The sequence below is a fragment of the Streptomyces sp. HSS9-12 genome (assembly GCF_054963655.1).
On record NZ_JBUEGC010000050.1, the window covers coordinates 14,614 to 30,447 of the forward strand.

At 71.7% G+C, this 15,834-nt stretch carries 15 protein-coding genes and 1 pseudogene; 13 read left to right on the forward strand and 3 right to left on the reverse strand.

Translation table 11 applies throughout. The features are described from left to right. Positions 1 to 80: 80 nt before the first annotated feature. The gene (locus ACY34J_RS23275) at positions 81 to 1,250 is read left to right on the forward strand and encodes a D-alanine--D-alanine ligase family protein (protein WP_462728556.1); all 1,170 of its coding nucleotides are present in this window, start codon (positions 81 to 83) and stop codon (positions 1,248 to 1,250) included. A gap of 39 nt (positions 1,251 to 1,289) precedes the next feature. Here the strand turns inward: ACY34J_RS23275 and ACY34J_RS23280 are convergent, their stop codons facing one another. Together ACY34J_RS23280 and ACY34J_RS23285 are read right to left on the reverse strand one after the other, a co-directional pair. Continuing rightward, the gene (locus ACY34J_RS23280) at positions 1,290 to 1,781 is read right to left on the reverse strand and encodes a DUF3515 domain-containing protein (RefSeq protein WP_462728557.1); all 492 of its coding nucleotides are present in this window, start codon (positions 1,779 to 1,781) and stop codon (positions 1,290 to 1,292) included. Positions 1,782 to 1,801: 20 nt separating this feature from the next. Next, on the reverse strand, positions 1,802 to 2,035 hold the full coding sequence (locus tag ACY34J_RS23285) for an Lrp/AsnC family transcriptional regulator (RefSeq protein WP_030496958.1): 234 nt from the start codon (positions 2,033 to 2,035) through the stop codon (positions 1,802 to 1,804). Positions 2,036 to 2,253: 218 nt separating this feature from the next. Here ACY34J_RS23285 and ACY34J_RS23290 point away from each other — a divergent pair, with 218 nt between their 5' ends. Beyond that, positions 2,254 to 3,222, forward strand: a complete 969-nt coding sequence (locus ACY34J_RS23290; protein ID WP_462728558.1) for a thiamine-phosphate kinase — start codon at positions 2,254 to 2,256, stop codon at positions 3,220 to 3,222. Between the two features lie 47 nt (positions 3,223 to 3,269). Then, the gene (gene thiD / locus ACY34J_RS23295; protein ID WP_462728578.1) at positions 3,270 to 4,109 is read left to right on the forward strand and encodes a bifunctional hydroxymethylpyrimidine kinase/phosphomethylpyrimidine kinase; all 840 of its coding nucleotides are present in this window, start codon (positions 3,270 to 3,272) and stop codon (positions 4,107 to 4,109) included. A gap of 180 nt (positions 4,110 to 4,289) precedes the next feature. On the opposite strand, the pseudogene rpmB reads toward thiD, so the two are convergent. Then, positions 4,290 to 4,400 (reverse strand): annotated as a pseudogene (gene rpmB, locus ACY34J_RS23300) (50S ribosomal protein L28); the annotation flags it as partial. Positions 4,401 to 4,644: 244 nt separating this feature from the next. Here rpmB and ACY34J_RS23305 point away from each other — a divergent pair. The 10 genes from ACY34J_RS23305 to ACY34J_RS23350 all read left to right on the forward strand — a co-directional run bounded on the left by ACY34J_RS23305 (position 4,645) and on the right by ACY34J_RS23350 (position 15,827). Further along, complete coding sequence (locus ACY34J_RS23305; RefSeq protein ID WP_462728559.1) at positions 4,645 to 6,567, forward strand: DAK2 domain-containing protein; 1,923 nt, start codon at positions 4,645 to 4,647, stop codon at positions 6,565 to 6,567. 49 nt (positions 6,568 to 6,616) lie between these two features. Further along, positions 6,617 to 8,818, forward strand: a complete 2,202-nt coding sequence (gene recG, locus ACY34J_RS23310) for an ATP-dependent DNA helicase RecG (protein ID WP_462728560.1) — start codon at positions 6,617 to 6,619, stop codon at positions 8,816 to 8,818. A gap of 249 nt (positions 8,819 to 9,067) precedes the next feature. After that, a complete protein-coding gene (rsmD, locus tag ACY34J_RS23315) occupies positions 9,068 to 9,652 on the forward strand; it encodes a 16S rRNA (guanine(966)-N(2))-methyltransferase RsmD (RefSeq protein WP_462728561.1) in 585 nt (194 codons plus the stop codon). Further along, positions 9,649 to 10,167 (forward strand): pantetheine-phosphate adenylyltransferase, encoded by a 519-nt coding sequence (gene coaD, locus ACY34J_RS23320; RefSeq protein ID WP_462728562.1) that lies wholly within the window; start codon positions 9,649 to 9,651, stop codon positions 10,165 to 10,167. The genes rsmD and coaD overlap by 4 nt, the downstream gene beginning before the upstream one ends. A gap of 86 nt (positions 10,168 to 10,253) precedes the next feature. Beyond that, the gene (locus ACY34J_RS23325; protein WP_462728563.1) at positions 10,254 to 11,357 is read left to right on the forward strand and encodes an ATP synthase F0 subunit B; all 1,104 of its coding nucleotides are present in this window, start codon (positions 10,254 to 10,256) and stop codon (positions 11,355 to 11,357) included. A gap of 145 nt (positions 11,358 to 11,502) precedes the next feature. Further along, positions 11,503 to 12,135, forward strand: a complete 633-nt coding sequence (locus ACY34J_RS23330; RefSeq protein ID WP_462728579.1) for a YceD family protein — start codon at positions 11,503 to 11,505, stop codon at positions 12,133 to 12,135. A 2-nt stretch (positions 12,136 to 12,137) separates the two neighbouring features. Beyond that, entirely contained in the window at positions 12,138 to 12,311 is a 174-nt protein-coding gene (rpmF, locus tag ACY34J_RS23335; RefSeq protein ID WP_009714764.1) for a 50S ribosomal protein L32, read from the forward strand. A gap of 19 nt (positions 12,312 to 12,330) precedes the next feature. Further along, positions 12,331 to 13,161 (forward strand): ribonuclease III, encoded by an 831-nt coding sequence (gene rnc, locus ACY34J_RS23340; protein ID WP_462728564.1) that lies wholly within the window; start codon positions 12,331 to 12,333, stop codon positions 13,159 to 13,161. 204 nt (positions 13,162 to 13,365) lie between these two features. Continuing rightward, entirely contained in the window at positions 13,366 to 14,328 is a 963-nt protein-coding gene (gene mutM, locus ACY34J_RS23345) for a bifunctional DNA-formamidopyrimidine glycosylase/DNA-(apurinic or apyrimidinic site) lyase (RefSeq protein WP_462728565.1), read from the forward strand. Positions 14,329 to 14,426: 98 nt separating this feature from the next. Further along, positions 14,427 to 15,827, forward strand: a complete 1,401-nt coding sequence (locus ACY34J_RS23350; protein WP_462728566.1) for a glycosyltransferase 87 family protein — start codon at positions 14,427 to 14,429, stop codon at positions 15,825 to 15,827. Positions 15,828 to 15,834 lie beyond the last annotated feature (7 nt).

The following is a 15,834-nucleotide window of genomic DNA, read 5'->3' on the forward strand; positions in this document are numbered from 1 at the left end:
GACGGTGCCGGGGCGAACTGCATCTTCCGGGGGACGACCCCCAAGACCCCCGCCGCAATGTTCGGTAGGGTCGACGCGACATGAGCAACGAGCCTTCTCCCCAGAGCCCTCAGCAGCGCCGCAAGCCGCGGGTCGCCGTCGTCTTCGGCGGCCGCAGCTCCGAGCACGCCATCTCCGTGGTCACCGCCGGTGCCGTGCTGCGTGCCATCGACCGCACCAAGTACGACGTGCTGCCGATCGGAATCACCGCCGAAGGCCGCTGGGCGCTGACCGCCGACGACCCCGACCGGATGGCGATCGCCGACCGGCAGCTGCCCAGCGTCGAGCATCTCGCCGATTCGGCCGAGGGCTCGGTGGTGCTCCCCTTCGATCCGGCCAACCGTGAGGTCGTCTACAGCGAGCCCGGCGCGGTGCCCAAGGCCCTGGGCGAGGTCGATGTGGTCTTCCCCGTGCTGCACGGCCCGTACGGCGAGGACGGCACCCTCCAGGGGCTCCTGGAGCTGGCCGGTGTGCCGTACGTCGGCTCCGGCGTGCTGGCGTCGGCTGTCGGCATGGACAAGGAGTACATGAAGCGGGTGTTCATCTCCTACGGGCTGCCCGTCGGCCCGTACGAGGTGATCCGGCCCCGCGAGTGGGAGCAGGGACCTGAAGGGGAGAAGGGGGCCGCTGCCCGTAAGAAGATCGTGGACTTCGCCGGCGAGCACGGCTGGCCGGTCTTCATCAAGCCCGCGCGCGCCGGATCGTCGATGGGCATCACCAAGGTCGACTCACTGGCGGGCCTGGACGCGGCGGTCGAGGAGGCCCGGCGCCACGACCCCAAGATCCTTGTGGAGTCGCTGCTGCGCGGCCGCGAGATCGAGTGCGGTGTGCTCGAGTTCGAGGACGGGCCGCGCGCGAGCGTCCCTGCCGAGATCCCGACCGTGACGAGTCACGACTTCTACGACTTCGAGGCCAAATACATCGACTCCGCCGCCGGGATCGTGCCCGCGCCGCTGACCCCGGAGCAGACGGCGCGCGTGCAGGAGCTGGCCGTCCGGGCCTTCGACGCGGCCTCCTGCGAGGGGCTGGTCCGTGCGGACTTCTTCCTGCTGGACAGCGGCGAGTTCGTGATCAACGAGATCAACACGATGCCGGGCTTCACGCCGATCTCGATGTACCCGCGGATGTGGCAGAAGAGCGGACTGAGCTACCCGGAGCTGGTGGACCGCCTCGTCGAGGCGGCCCTGCGCCGCTCCACGGGGCTGCGCTAGCCGGAGGCGAGCTCCAGACCCGCCCGGAGGCGGGCGAGCTCACAGAACGGTCGGCACGGTCTTCTTCACGGCGCCCGCGAGGTCGGTCAGCGCATCGACCTCGGGGGCGTATTTCCCGGGGACCGTCAGCTCGACGAACGCCTTGCGGTCGGTGGTCGTGAAGCGGTAGCCGTCATCCTGCTTCTCCAGCAGCCAGCTCACACCGTTCACTTCCGCCGCGTCCGCCGTCGGGTTGTAGTGTTCACTTCCGGGTGTCAGCACGTCCGGGCGCGGCACCCCGCAGCGCAGCCGTACGGGCGGATCGCCCCAGGCCGCGGTGAAGTCCGAGACGGGCCCCGCCTCATTGCGGCCGAGCCCGTCGACGGTCTTCGGCAGCTCCTTTACCAGCGCCCGGCACAGCGCCGCCGCCTGCGGCGAGGGCCCCGGAACCGGGCGATCGTCGCCGCCGTCCGTCATCGAGCAGCCGACAGCGGCCGCCGTGATCAGGACAGCGGCGGGCAGGCAGAGGAGCCGGCGAGGAAAAGCGCTCACCGGCCGAGCATAGACGGGGACTACAGATGCACCACCGGGCAGGTCAGGGTGCGTGTGATGCCGTCCACTTGCTGGACCTTGGCGACCACCATCCGACCCAGCTCGTCGACCGTGTCGGCCTGCGCGCGCACAATCACGTCGTATGGACCGGTCACGTCCTCCGCCTGGATCACCCCCGGGATCTTGGCAATCGTATCGGCGACGGTCGACGCTTTGCCGACCTCGGTCTGGATCAGGATGTACGCCTGTACCACGGAACCTCCAGGGCGGCCACGAGGATCATGTGGGGTGAAGAGACGCCACGGTACCGCGTTGTCGAGCGGCGCGGGGAGACCGCGCGGCCGATGGCGTTGCTCAGGGCGGCGTACCGGAACGACACGTTGACGGCAGTGCGAACGGCAGTGATACCGAAGTCGGCGCGCGAGCGCAGGCGCACCGGTTCGAGAGCACCGGTTCGAGATAGGGGCAGAGGATGAAGGGCACCGTGGGGGAGCTCGGCGAGTTCGGGCTCATCAGGGAGTTGACGTCCCGGCTCACCACCACCCCGGCCGTACGGCTCGGACCCGGTGACGACGCAGCGGTCGTGGCCGCACCGGACCGCAGGGTCGTGGCGAGTACGGATGTACTGCTGGAGGGACGGCACTTCCGTCGCGACTGGTCCACGGCCTATGACGTGGGCCGCAAGGCCGCCGCGCAGAACCTTGCCGACATCGCGGCCATGGGCGCCGTACCGACCGCGCTGCTGCTCGGCCTGGTGGTGCCCGCCGACCTCCCGGTGACCTGGGCGACCGAGCTGATGGACGGCATCCGGGACGAGTGCCAGGTGGCCGGCGCGGCAGTGGCCGGCGGCGATGTGGTGCGCGGTGACGCGATCACGGTGGCGATCACGGCGTTGGGCGACCTGCGCGACCAGGAGCCGGTCACCCGCTCCGGGGCTCAGCCGGGTGATGTGGTGGCGGTGACCGGCTGGCTCGGCTGGTCCGCGGCCGGGCATGCGGTGCTCTCGCGGGGCTTCCGCTCGCCGCGGGCCTTTGTGGAGGCACACCGGCGGCCCGAGCCGCCGTACGACGCGGGCCCCGCGGCCGCCCGGCTCGGCGCCACCGCGATGACGGATGTCAGCGACGGGCTCGTCGCCGACCTCGGGCACATCGCGGAGGCCGGCAAGGTCCGTATCGACATCCGTTCGGCCGCGATCGACATCCCCTCCCAGATGTCCGACATCGGGCAGGCGGTGGGCGTCGATCCGCTGACCTGGGTGCTGAACGGGGGCGAGGACCACGCGATCGTGGCGACGTTCCCGCCGGATGTGAAGCTTCCGGCGCGGTGGCGGGTGATCGGCGAGGTACGCAACCCGTCGGCGGCGCCGCAGGTGACGGTGGACGGCGCGCCCTGGGACAAGCCGGGCTGGGATCACTTCACGGCCGGCGAGGGCGGCCGGTAGCGCCTCGGCCGGCGTTGACCAGGTCGGCTAGATTCGGCGCCATGGCCATGTCCCAAGAGCCTTCCTCCGCCCCACCGCGCGTACTGACCGTCGCCGGATCCGACTCCGGTGGCGGCGCGGGCATCCAGGCCGATCTGAAGACGATGCTCGCTCTCGGCGTCCACGGCATGAGCGTGCTGACGGCTGTTACGGCGCAGAACTCGCGGGGTGTGCAGGGCGCGTGGCCGCTGCCCACGGATGCGGTACGGGCCCAGTTCCGCAGCGTCGTGGACGACATCGGCGTCCAGGCGGTGAAGACCGGCATGCTCGGCACGGCCGACCTCGTCGAGACCGTCGCGGAACTGCTGGCAGGGGTCCAGGTCCCGGTCGTGGTGGATCCGGTGGGCGTCTCCAAGCACGGTGACCCGCTCCTGGCTCCCTCGGCGCTCGACTCGGTCCGTACGAGGCTGCTGCCGGCCGCGACCGTGGCCACCCCGAACCTCGACGAGGTGATGCAGCTGACCGGGGTGCGGGTGCAGCGCGAGGAGGACATGCGCCGCGCCGCGGACGCGGTTTTGGGTTTCGGTCCGCGGTGGGCCCTGATCAAGGGCGGGCATCTGGCCGGGAACGCCGGCGGGGACAGCGCGGCGGACGCCGTGGATCTGCTGACGGACGGCAGCGAAGAGCACTGGCTGCGCGCCGCACGGTACGACAACCGGCACACCCACGGCACGGGCTGCACGCTGGCGAGCGCGATCGCCGCGCACATGGCGAAGGGGCAGGCGGTTCCGGAGGCGGTGGCCGCGGCCAAGGACTATGTGACGGGCGCGATCGCCGCGGGCTTTCCACTGGGCGGCGGGATCGGGCCGGTGGACCACGGCTGGCGATTCAGGCCCCAGGGCTCGTGATTCCGCACGTTCGGTCCGGGCTGCCGGCCGGGTGACCTCAAGGGTGGACAGCAGAAAACCGGCCCACCCAGAGATGGACCGGCTTCAGCAACCGACGGGCTGCGCTTAGCGCGAGACCTTGCCGGCCTTGATGCACGAGGTGCAGACGTTGAGCCGCTTCGGCGTCCGCCCGACCACAGCGCGCACCGTCTGGATGTTGGGGTTCCAACGACGGCGCGTGCGGCGGTGCGAGTGCGAAATGTTGTTGCCGAAGCCAGGGCCCTTGCCGCAGACGTCGCAGTTGGCAGCCACGGGTCACTCCAAAGACTTCAGATGCATTTACGGTGAGGCCCCGGTGTGCTGAGATCAATGGTGATCGGCGCTGTCAGGGGCGTGCCCGATTCTCGTCGGGCAACTGGAGCAGGATACAACGTCCGCTCACGTACAACGAAACTACCATGGCTGCCCAGGCCCCCATCCCGGGCCGCCCCGGGCCGGGGGACTACCCTGCGGGCATCCCGCCGCCACCCCCTGACCCGGTCCGAGGAGGACGTAGGTGCCGCACACCCTCGACGCCGCCACGGTACGCACCTGGTGCGGGCTGGCCCTCGAGGCGCTCGGGCAGAACCGCGAGGGGATCGACGCGATCAACGTCTATCCGGTCGCGGACGGGGACACCGGCACCAATCTGTACCTGACCGTGGAGTCGGCGGCCCGGGCGGTCGACGCGGTCTTCGCGGCCCATGACGCGGTCGCCGACGCCGTCGGCCCAACGCTCTCCGACGCCGTACGGGCCATGGCCCACGGCGCGCTGATCGGCGCCCGCGGCAACTCCGGCACCATCCTCGCCCAGCTGCTGCGCGGCATGGCGGAGATCCTGGCCGCCGGGGCGGAGGCGGACGGCTCGGACGAGGAACGCCTGCGGGCCGCGCTGCGGCGCGCGGCCGAGCTGGCGTACGAGGCTGTGGCGCATCCGGTCGAGGGCACGGTGCTGACCGTGGCGTCCGCCGCGGCGGACGCTGCCGAGCACGCGGCGGGCAGCGCCTCGGCGGTGGCGCACGCGGCACTCGAGGGGGCGCGCATCGCACTGGACGCGACCCCCGGCCAGCTGGCTGTCCTGCGCCGGGCGGGCGTGGTCGACGCGGGCGGCTGCGGGCTGGTGACGGTCCTGGGCGCCCTGGCCGAGGCGGTCTCGGGCAGGAGCCCGATGGGCCCTCTGACAGCCGCGCCCATGCGGCCCGCCCGAGGTGTCCACGGGCTGCTGATCAGCCCGTCGACGGGTGCGGACGGGGCGCAGAGCGACGGCGACGGCCTGTGTGCGGCAGCGGAGTCCACTACGCACGGCGTGGCCGCCGCGGTCGCCGCTGCCGCACATGGCGGGAGACCACCCGCATCGCGTACGGGCTCGCACCACCACGCCGTCGGGTCTCCCACGGCCGTCCGCCACGGCGTGCCCGGTGCATCAGGCGCCGGCCCCGGCGACCTCGGCGCCGCCTCCGGCCTTCCCGGCGAGGGAACAGGGCCCGCGTACGAGGTGATCTATCTCCTGGAGGCGGACGACGACTCCGTACGCGCCCTGCGCGAGCGGCTTGACGGGCTGGGGGACTCGCTCGTCGTCGTCGGGGGCGACGGGCTCTGGAACGTGCATGTGCACCTCGACGATGCGGGCGCGGCCGTCGAGGCGGGCATCGCGGCCGGTCGGCCGTACCGGATCCGTATCACGCACTTCGGGCACGCCGCCGCCCCTGAGACATGCGACGCCGGGGAGGCCTCGGAGGCACGTCCCGGCCAAGGTCCCGGGGAGGCCCGCCCGTACGCCCAGCGCGCCGTCGTCGCCGTCGTCCCCGGCGACGGGCTGGCCGAACTGTGCCGGGAGGCCGGCGCGACCGTGGTCACCGCGCGCCCCGGAGAGCCGCCCGCCAGCGGCGAGTTGGTGGAGGCGATCCGGCGCACCCACGCGCGCGAGGTGGTCCTGCTGCCGGGCGACGCCGACCTGCGGCACACGGCGGCAGCGGCGGCGGAGCAGGCGCGCACCGAGGGCGTACGGGTGGCGCTCATCCCGACCCGCTCCGCCGTACAAGGGATCGCCGCGCTCGCCGTGCACGAGCCCGACCGGCGGTTCGACGAGGACGTCGTCGCCATGACCTCGGCCGCCGGTGCCACCCGGCATGCGGAACTGGCCGTCGCCGAGCGGCAGTCCTGGACCATGGCCGGCGTCTGCCAGGCCGGGGATGTCCTCGGCCTGATCGACGGCGATGTCGCGGTGATCGGCTCCGACCTCGCCGAAACCGCGGCGACGGTGCTGGACCGGATGCTGGCCGCGGGCGGCGAGATGGTCACGCTGGTGCTCGGCGCGGGAGTCCCCGACAACATCGCGGAGCGCCTGGAGGCCCATGTGCGGGAAGGGCATCTGGCGGTCGACACGGTCGTCTACCGCGGCGGTCAGCCGTCCGTCCCGCTGATCATCGGCGTCGAGTGATCCGCTCATGTGAGTCGGGACACGCGTCATGTCACACCCATGGTGTGCAATGGAGTGCGTGCCCGCGCTGCATGAATCCCTGAAGAAGACGGTCGGCGGCAACACCGCGAAGGTGATGGCCGACCAGCTCGGCCTGCACACCGTGGGTGATCTGCTGCACCATTACCCGCGCCGGTACGCCGAGCGCGGCGAGCTGACGCGGCTCGCCGACCTCCCGCTGGACGAGCACGTCACCGTCGTCGCCCAGGTCGCCAAGGCGGCGAAGAAGACGTTCAACCGCGGCCAGGGCGTACGCCTGGAGGTCGTGGTCACCGACGGCAGCGGATCCCTGACCCTGGTCTTCTTCGGCCGCGCCGCCCACCACCACGAACGCGAGCTGCTGCCCGGCCGGCGCGGCATGTTCGCGGGCAAGGTCTCCGTCTTCAACCGCACCCGCCAGCTCGCCCACCCCGACTACGAGCTGCTGGACCGCGACAGCGGCGCGGATGCCGTGGACGCCTTCGCGGGCGCGCTGCTGCCGCTGTACCCCGCCTGCAAGCAGCTGCCGTCCTGGAAGATCGCCAAAGCGGTCGGCGCGCTCCTGGACACCTTCGAGGCCGACGGCTGGAAGGACCTGGTCGACCCGCTGCCGGACGGCCTGCGGGAAAACCGTGGGCTGGGCACCCTGCCGGAGGCGTTCCGCAAGGTGCACCGGCCGGGGACGAAGGCCGACATCGCCGATGCCCGCGCCCGGCTCAAGTGGGACGAGGCGTTCGTCCTCCAGGTCGCCCTGGCCCGGCGCCGGTACGCCGACGCGCAGCTGCCCGCCGTACCGCGCCGGCCGCGCCAGGGCGGCCTGCTGGACGCCTTCGACACCAAGCTGCCCTTCACCCTCACCGGGGGCCAGCAGAAGGTCTCCACCGAGATCTTCGACGACCTCGCCTCCGAGCACCCCATGCACCGCCTGCTGCAGGGCGAGGTCGGCTCGGGCAAGACCATGGTCGCCCTGCGCGCCATGCTGGCCGTCGTCGACGCGGGCGGCCAGGCCGCGATGCTCGCCCCGACCGAGGTGCTGGCCCAGCAGCACCACCGGTCGATCACCGAGATGATGGGCGAGCTCGCCGAGGGCGGCATGCTCGGCGGCGCGGAACAGGCCACCAAGGTGGTGCTGCTCACCGGCTCCATGGGCGTCGCGGCCCGCCGCAAGGCCCTGCTGGACCTGGCCACCGGCGAGGCCGGGATCGTCATCGGGACGCACGCCCTGATCGAGGACAAGGTCCAGTTCCACGATCTCGGCCTGGTCGTGGTCGACGAGCAGCACCGCTTCGGCGTCGAGCAGCGCGACGCCCTGCGGGCCAAGGCCGAGCGGCCCCCGCACCTGCTGGTGATGACGGCGACACCGATCCCGCGGACCGTCGCCATGACCGTCTTCGGCGATCTGGAGACCTCCGTCCTGGACCAACTGCCGGCCGGACGGTCCCCGATCGCCAGTCATGTCGTACCCGCCAAGGACAAGCCGCACTTCCTCACCAGGGCCTGGGAGCGGGTGCGCGAGGAGGTCGCCTCCGGCCACCAGGCGTACGTCGTATGCCCGCGCATCGGCGACGAGGAGGACGACAAGCCCGCCAAGAAGTCCGCGGAGGACGAGGCGGAGAAGCGGCCCCCGCTGGCCGTCCTGGACATCGCCGAGCAGCTCGCGAAGGGGCCGCTGCAGGGCCTGCGCGTCGAGGTCCTGCACGGCAGGATGCAGCCCGATGCCAAGGACGAGGTGATGCGCCGCTTCGCCGCGGGCGAGGTGGACGTCCTCGTCGCGACCACGGTCATCGAGGTCGGGGTGAACGTCCCCAACGCGACCGCGATGGTGATCATGGACGCGGACCGGTTCGGGGTCTCGCAGCTGCACCAGCTGCGCGGGCGCGTGGGCCGTGGCAGCGCCCCCGGACTGTGCCTGCTGGTCAGCGACATGCCCGCGGGGACCGCGGCCCGCGCCCGGCTGGACGCCGTCGCCGGCACCCTCGACGGCTTCGAGCTGTCGCGTATCGACCTGGAGCAGCGGCGCGAGGGCGATGTGCTGGGGCAGGCGCAGTCCGGCGTCCGCTCGTCCCTGCGGATGCTCGCCGTCATCGACGACGAGGACGTCATCGCGGCGGCGCGCGAGGAGGCCGCCGCGATCGTGGCCGCCGACCCCGAGCTGGCCGAACTCCCCGCTCTCCGTACGGCGTTGGACGCCCTTCTGGACGCCGGGCGCGAGCAGTACCTCGACAAGGGCTGAGCCCGCGTGGTTCCTCAGGCGTGCCGCATCAGGCCCGCACGCCGGGCGCGAGCAGTACCTCGACAAGGGCTGAGCCCGCGCGGTTCCTCAGGCGTGCCGCATCAGGCCCGCGCTCGCGGGTCCGCGCCACGTTGCGCATGTCGCAGACCAGGGGACAGTCGGCCCGGGACCGACGCCATATCGTGGGGAGCAGCGGGCCCTCACCCCCGGGCGCCCGCTGCTTCACCCCCACGACGAAGGACCGGATCCATGACCCGCCTGATCGCCGGAGCCGCCGGCGGACGCCGCCTGGCCGTCGCACCGGGCACCGGCACCCGGCCCACCTCCGACCGGGCGCGCGAGGGCCTCTTCTCCACCTGGGAGTCCCTTCTCGGCAGCCTGGCCGGGATGCGGGTGCTCGACCTGTACGGCGGTTCGGGCGCGGTCGGGCTGGAAGCGCTCTCCCGCGGCGCCGAGCACGTACTGCTTGTCGAGGCCGACGGCCGGGCCGCCCGGGTCATCCGGGACAACGTCCGCGCCATCGGCCTTCCGGGCGCCGAGCTCCGCACCGGCAAGGCCGAGCAGATCCTCGCCGGACCGGCCCCCGAAAAACCGTATGACGTGGTCTTTCTCGACCCGCCATATGCCGTGACCGACGACGATCTCCGCGAGATACTCCTCACACTCCGCGCCCAGGGCTGGCTCGCGGACGATGCCCTGGCCACCGTGGAGCGCAGCACCAGAGGCGGTGAATTCCGGTGGCCGGCCGGTTTCGAAGGACTGCGGGCGCGCCGCTACGGCGAGGGCACGCTTTGGTACGGTCGCGCCGCCTCGACGTGCACCGACGCGTCATGACCGGATCGGAGAGCGAGGAACCACTCTTGCGCCGCGCAGTCTGTCCGGGGTCCTTCGACCCTGTCACCAACGGACACCTCGACATCATCGCCCGCGCCTCCAAGCTGTACGACGTCGTGTACGTGGCGGTGATGATCAACACGTCCAAGCAGGGCCTGTTCACGGTCGAGGAGCGGATCGACCTCCTCCGTCAGGTCACCGCCGAGTACGGGAACGTTCAGGTGGAGGCCTTCCACGGCCTGCTCGTGGACTTCTGCAAGCAGCGGGACATCCCCGCCATCGTCAAGGGCCTGCGTGCGGTGAGCGACTTCGACTACGAACTCCAGATGGCCCAGATGAACAACGGCCTCTCCGGCGTCGAAACGCTGTTCGTTCCCACCAACCCCACCTACAGCTTCCTCTCCTCCAGCCTGGTCAAGGAAGTCGCGGCCTGGGGTGGCGACGTCTCCCACCTGGTGCCGCCGGTGGTGCTCGAAGCCCTCAACAAGCGCCTCACCCGCCCTGACGCTTCCTGATGGGCCGTCAGTAGGTGTCATGGCGGGGTCGACTGGCCGTACAGTCGACCCGACCGACCGATCCAGGTAGAGAGTGGCGAGCCAAGGTGGACGTGCAACAGAAGCTCGACGAGATCGTCGACACCGTCGGCAGTGCCCGGTCCATGCCCATGTCGGCCTCCTGCGTGGTCAATCGCGCGGAGCTGCTGGCCAAGCTGGAAGAGGTCCGGGCGGCGCTCCCCGGCTCGCTCGCCCAGGCCCAGCAGCTGCTTGGCGGGCGCGACCAGATGGTCGAGGAGGCGCAGCGCGAGGCCGGCCGGATCATCGAGACGGCGCGCGCCGAGCGCGAGACGCTGATCTCCGGCACCGAGATCGCCCGCCAGGCCCAGGAGGAGGCCGACCGGATCCTGGCCGAGGCCCGCCGCGAGGCCGAGGAGATCCGCGGCGAGGCCGACGACTACGTCGACAGCAAGCTCGCCAACTTCGAGGTGGTCCTCACCAAGACCCTTGGTTCGGTCGACCGGGGCCGCGAGAAGCTGCTCGGCCGGGGCCCGGGCCTGGACGAGCAGGGGTATGTGGACGAGGACGCCCCCGAGCGCAGCGGCGACCCCGAGACCCTGCGGCAGCGCGCGGACGCCTACGTCGACGCCAAGCTCAGCGCCTTCGAGGCCGTGCTCTCCAAGACCCTGGAAGCCGTCGGCCGCGGCCGGCAGAAGCTGCACGGCCGGCAGGCGACGGACGAGCTGGGTGTGCTGGCGGCCCAGGACGGCGCCATGCAGGCCACGCAGACCAGCGACGCCGAGTACCTCGCAGGCCTCGCCGACCCGCAGCAGCTCGTACCGCAGCAGCAGCCGGTCGTTCAGCAGCAGCCGGTCGTCCCTCAGCAGCAGCCCGAGGTGGTGGCGCAGCAGGACTACTACGCCCCCGGCATGCAGCCCGCGCACCTCCAGACCGCGAGCTACCAGCAGGACCCCTACGCCTACCAGGGGCACCCGCAGCAGGAGGCGTACTTCTACCAGCAGGACGCGTACGGCTACCAGATGGGGTACGACCCGAACGCCGGCTACGCGCCACATCAGCCTCACCAGCCACAGCAGCAGCAGCCGGGGGCCGCACTCGACGAGACCAGCCTCTTCGACACCAGCATGATCGACCTCGACCAGCTGCGAGTACCTCCCGGGCGAAGCTTCGGGGGAGAACAAGGCCGCTGACCGCAGCCCTGCCCAGGAGCGGATTGGGCCCACGGCGGCCCGTCCAGTATCCTGGCTCTTCGGTCGCGCGTACGTCCGCGATCGTGGCTGCCCGCTTCCTCTCGATGCCGGGCGGCCCGTACCGCAGCGTAGAAAGCAGGAAGCCCTGAACGCCCGCCTCGACCACCGCAACCCGCTCGTGTTCGACACGCACGAGCTGGGTCGGCGTCCTGGTGCGCTGCAGCGGCTTTCCCGCGTCGTCCCGGCGCCCGACCACCTCGGCATCGAGGTCATCGGGGTGTCCGCGGGCGCGACCGTGGAGCTGGAACTCCGCCTGGAGTCGGTCATGGAAGGGGTGCTCGTCACAGGCACCGCCCGTGCGCCGCTGACAGGTGAGTGCGTAAGGTGTCTGGAGCCGCTGGAGCGCGAGCTCGAAGCGGACTTCCAGGAGATGTTCTCCTACCCCGACGCCGATGACCGGAGCCGTCACGCGGAGTCCGGCGACGACGCCGAGGACGAGGACATGCTCTTCCTCGAGGACGACGGCCTGTTCGACCTCGAGCCCGTGCTGCGCGACGCGGTGGTGCTGTCGCTGCCGCTGCAGCCGGTGTGCCGGGAGGACTGCCCCGGACTGTGCTCCGAGTGCGGGGCGCGGCTCGCGGACGACCCGGACCACCACCACGAAGCCGTCGACACCCGTTGGGCGGCACTGCAGGGACTCGCCGATTCACTCAAGGGCGGCGAGAAGGACAACGTGAGCGGCGCCGAAGTGGGCGTCGACGAGAAGCAGGAGAAGTAGCCGTGGCCGTTCCGAAGCGGAAGATGTCGCGCAGCAACACGCGTCACCGCCGGTCGCAGTGGAAGGCTGCGGTCCCCACCCTGGTGGCGTGCGAGCGCTGCCACGAGCCCAAGCAGCAGCACATCGCGTGCCCGAGCTGCGGCACCTACAACCGCCGCCAGGTCCTCGAGGTCTGATCGGCGGGTGAGAGGCTCCATGTCAGACGCCAGCACGCCGAAGAAGTCGGCGCAGGCGGACAAGGCCTCGTCCCACACGCTCCTGGAAGGGCGGCTCGGGTACCAGCTCGAGTCCGCCCTTCTGGTGCGTGCGCTGACCCACCGCTCCTACGCGTACGAGAACGGCGGGCTGCCCACGAACGAGCGCCTGGAGTTCCTCGGGGACTCCGTGCTCGGTCTGGTGGTCACCGACACGCTGTACCGCACCCACCCCGACCTGCCCGAGGGCCAACTGGCCAAGCTGCGGGCCGCGGTGGTCAACTCGCGCGCGCTGGCGGAGGTCGGCCGCAGCCTCGACCTCGGCGCTTTCATCCGGCTCGGCCGGGGCGAAGAGGGCACGGGCGGCCGGGACAAGGCATCGATCCTGGCCGACACCCTGGAAGCGGTGATCGGCGCTGTCTACATCGACAAGGGTCTCGAGGCGGCCGCGGAACTGGTGCACCGGCTCTTCGACCCGCTGATCGAGAAGTCCTCGAACCTCGGTGCCGGCCTGGACTGGAAGACCAGCCTCCAGGAGTTGACCGCGACCGAAGGGCTGGGCGTGCCCGAGTATCTGGTCACCGAGACCGGACCGGACCACGAGAAGACCTTCACGGCTGCCGCCCGCGTCGGTGGTGTCGCGTACGGCACCGGCACCGGCCGCAGCAAGAAGGAAGCCGAGCAGCAGGCGGCGGAGGCCGCCTGGCGTGCGATCCGCTCAGCCGCCGACGCGGCTGCCGCGACCACGGCGGAAACAGCGGCCGCCGATGAGGCGGCCGGCGGCGCGTCCGCAACGACGGACAGCGCGTCCGCCGAGCGCGCGCCCCAGTAGCCGCGCGGCGCCGGGCGCGCGACACCGTAGTCCGGCGCCCGTGCGTGCGCCCCTGCGCCGCAGGTTCGCACCTGCGGCGTGTTTCCTTATCCGGGCCCGCCCCTGCGAAGGGGCGGTGCGGCGGGACAATGAACCCGCGCTGAGCGCGAGAGCCGAAGGGCGGTGCCCGCGCGCCCAGCACACCGAACCCTTCCGGAGGAGCCCGTGCCAGAACTGCCCGAGGTCGAGGTCGTACGGCGCGGTCTCGAGCGCTGGGTCAGCGGCCGTACCGTCGCCGAGGTCCAGGTCCTGCACACTCGCGCGGTCCGCCGCCACGTGGCCGGAGCCACCGACTTCGCCGACCGGCTCATCGGCCGTCGCTTTGGCCCCGCCTGCCGCCGCGGCAAGTACCTCTGGCTGCCGCTGGAGAGTCCGACCGGGTCGGCGTCTACGGTCCTCGCGGCCGCCACGCCCGGGCTCCCCGCTCCGGACGGGATCTCGCTGCTGGGCCACCTCGGCATGAGCGGTCAGCTGCTCGTCCAGCGGCACGACGCTCCCGACGAGCCGCACCTGCGGATCCGTGTCCGCTTCACCGACACGTTGACATCAGCTGACGGCCCGGCCGGCCACACCGAGCTGCGCTTCGTCGACCAGCGGACCTTCGGAGGGCTGTCGCTGCACGACCACGCGCCCGGTGACAAGGACGGCCTTCCGGACGCCATCGCGCACATCGCCCGCGACCCCCTGGACCCGCACTTCGACGAGGCGGCCTTCCACGCGGCGCTGCGCCGCCGGCGTACGACCGTCAAGCGAGCGCTGCTCGACCAGACGCTCATCAGCGGGGTCGGCAACATCTACGCCGACGAGGCGCTGTGGCGCTCGAGACTGCACTACGACCGGCCGACGGCGACCCTCACGCGCGCCCGCAGCGCCGAACTTCTCGAGCACATACGCGAGGTCATGGCCGCCGCGCTCGCCGTCGGCGGCACCAGCTTCGACAGCCTCTACGTCAATGTGAACGGCGAGTCCGGGTACTTCGAGCGGTCCCTGGACGTCTATGGCCGTGCGGACGAACCCTGCCGTCGCTGCGGTACCTCGATCAGGCGTCGCCCCTGGATGAACCGGTCCAGCTACTACTGCCCGCGCTGCCAGCGTCCTCCGGCGCGCCGCGTCCTGGCCGCTCGCTGAACGCGGCCCGGCGCGGGTAAGCCACACACCGGTCGTAATTGCATATATTCGTCGAGGTTTGTCCGTTAGGGGACTCCTTGTGTGTATATGCGGAGGCGATGGTGACGGAGGCGCCCACGGTGGCCGGTCTTGAGCAGCCGATGACGGCGGACAGCGTCGTGCCGCCGACGCCGCCGGCGAGTGCGGAGAGCCCGGCACCGGCCTCCGTCACGGGAGTGCTCAGTGCCCGCGTGTACTGGTCCCGGCCGCGGACCTGGCCCCGCGAGTTGCTGCTGCTCGCCGTCCACTGGGTGGCCTCCCGGCTGGTGATGCTCGCGCTGCTCCGCCAGGGCCACGGCGACATCGCCCGCGAGGTCCATGTGCTCTACAGCCGGTGGGACGGGCAGCTGCGCGACGGCAGCTTCCCGGTCGGCGATGTCACCTGGCAGTACCCGCCCGGCGCGGCGCTGGTGATGATGGCCCCCGGCCTGGTGCCCCTCCTCACCTATCTGCAGGGCTTCGTACTGCTCCTGCTGGTCGCCGACGCCGTGACGCTGGTGGCCCTGGCCCGGGCCGCGTACGGACGCCTGAACCGCTCTCTGGCGGGCGCCTGGGTCTGGGCGCTCGGCCTGCCGCTGCTGCTGAGCCTGCCGTACGCCCGCTACGACGTGCTTGTCACCGCCCTTGCGGTGATCGCCCTGCTCGCGCTCTCCGAGCGTCCCCGCCTCGGCGGCGCGCTGGCCGGCCTCGCCGCGGTGATCAAGGTGTGGCCGGTTCTGACCCTGCTGGGCTCCGCGCGCGGCCGGACCACCCGGCAGTCCTGGCTTGCGATGGCCGCTGCCGCCGGAGCCCTCCTCGTGCTGCTGGCCACGGCCTTCCGAGGTGCGTTCGACTTCCTCCTCGCGCAGCGCGGCCGTGGAGTGGAGATCGAGTCGATGGGCGGCGCCTTGCTGCATGTGGCGCGACTGCTCGGCTGGCCGGGGGAGATCAAGTTCCAGTACGGCTCACTGGAGTTCGTCGGCCCGTACGTCTCCTCGGTGGCGAGGGGATCACTGCTGCTCACCGGCGTGGCCTTCGCCTGGCTGCTGCTGTGGCGGCTGCGCGCCCGCCGCTGGACCGAGGCCACCCCGTACGACGCCGCGCTCGCCGCGGTATTGCTGTTCACCACCACCAGCCGGGTGATCAGCCCGCAGTACCTGGTCTGGCTGATCGGGCTGGCGGCGGTGTGCCTGACCGCCAGACGGACGACCCAGCGGCCGGTCGCGGGTCTGCTGCTGCTCGCGGCCGCGGTGACCACGGTCGACTATCCGCTGTTCTTCGGGGCGGTGCTCAACAGTTCCTGGCAGGGCACCGGGGTCGTGGTGCTGCGGAACCTGCTGCTGCTGGCGGCGACACTGGTGTCCTGCGCGCGGCTGTGGCGGGCCTCGGTGCCCCGCCGCCGTCCCCGGGCGGACGGCTCTGTGGCGACGCAGCCCGCGGCCGCCCTGGAGCAGCCGGCGGCCGGTCTGGAGCGGGCTTGAGGAACCG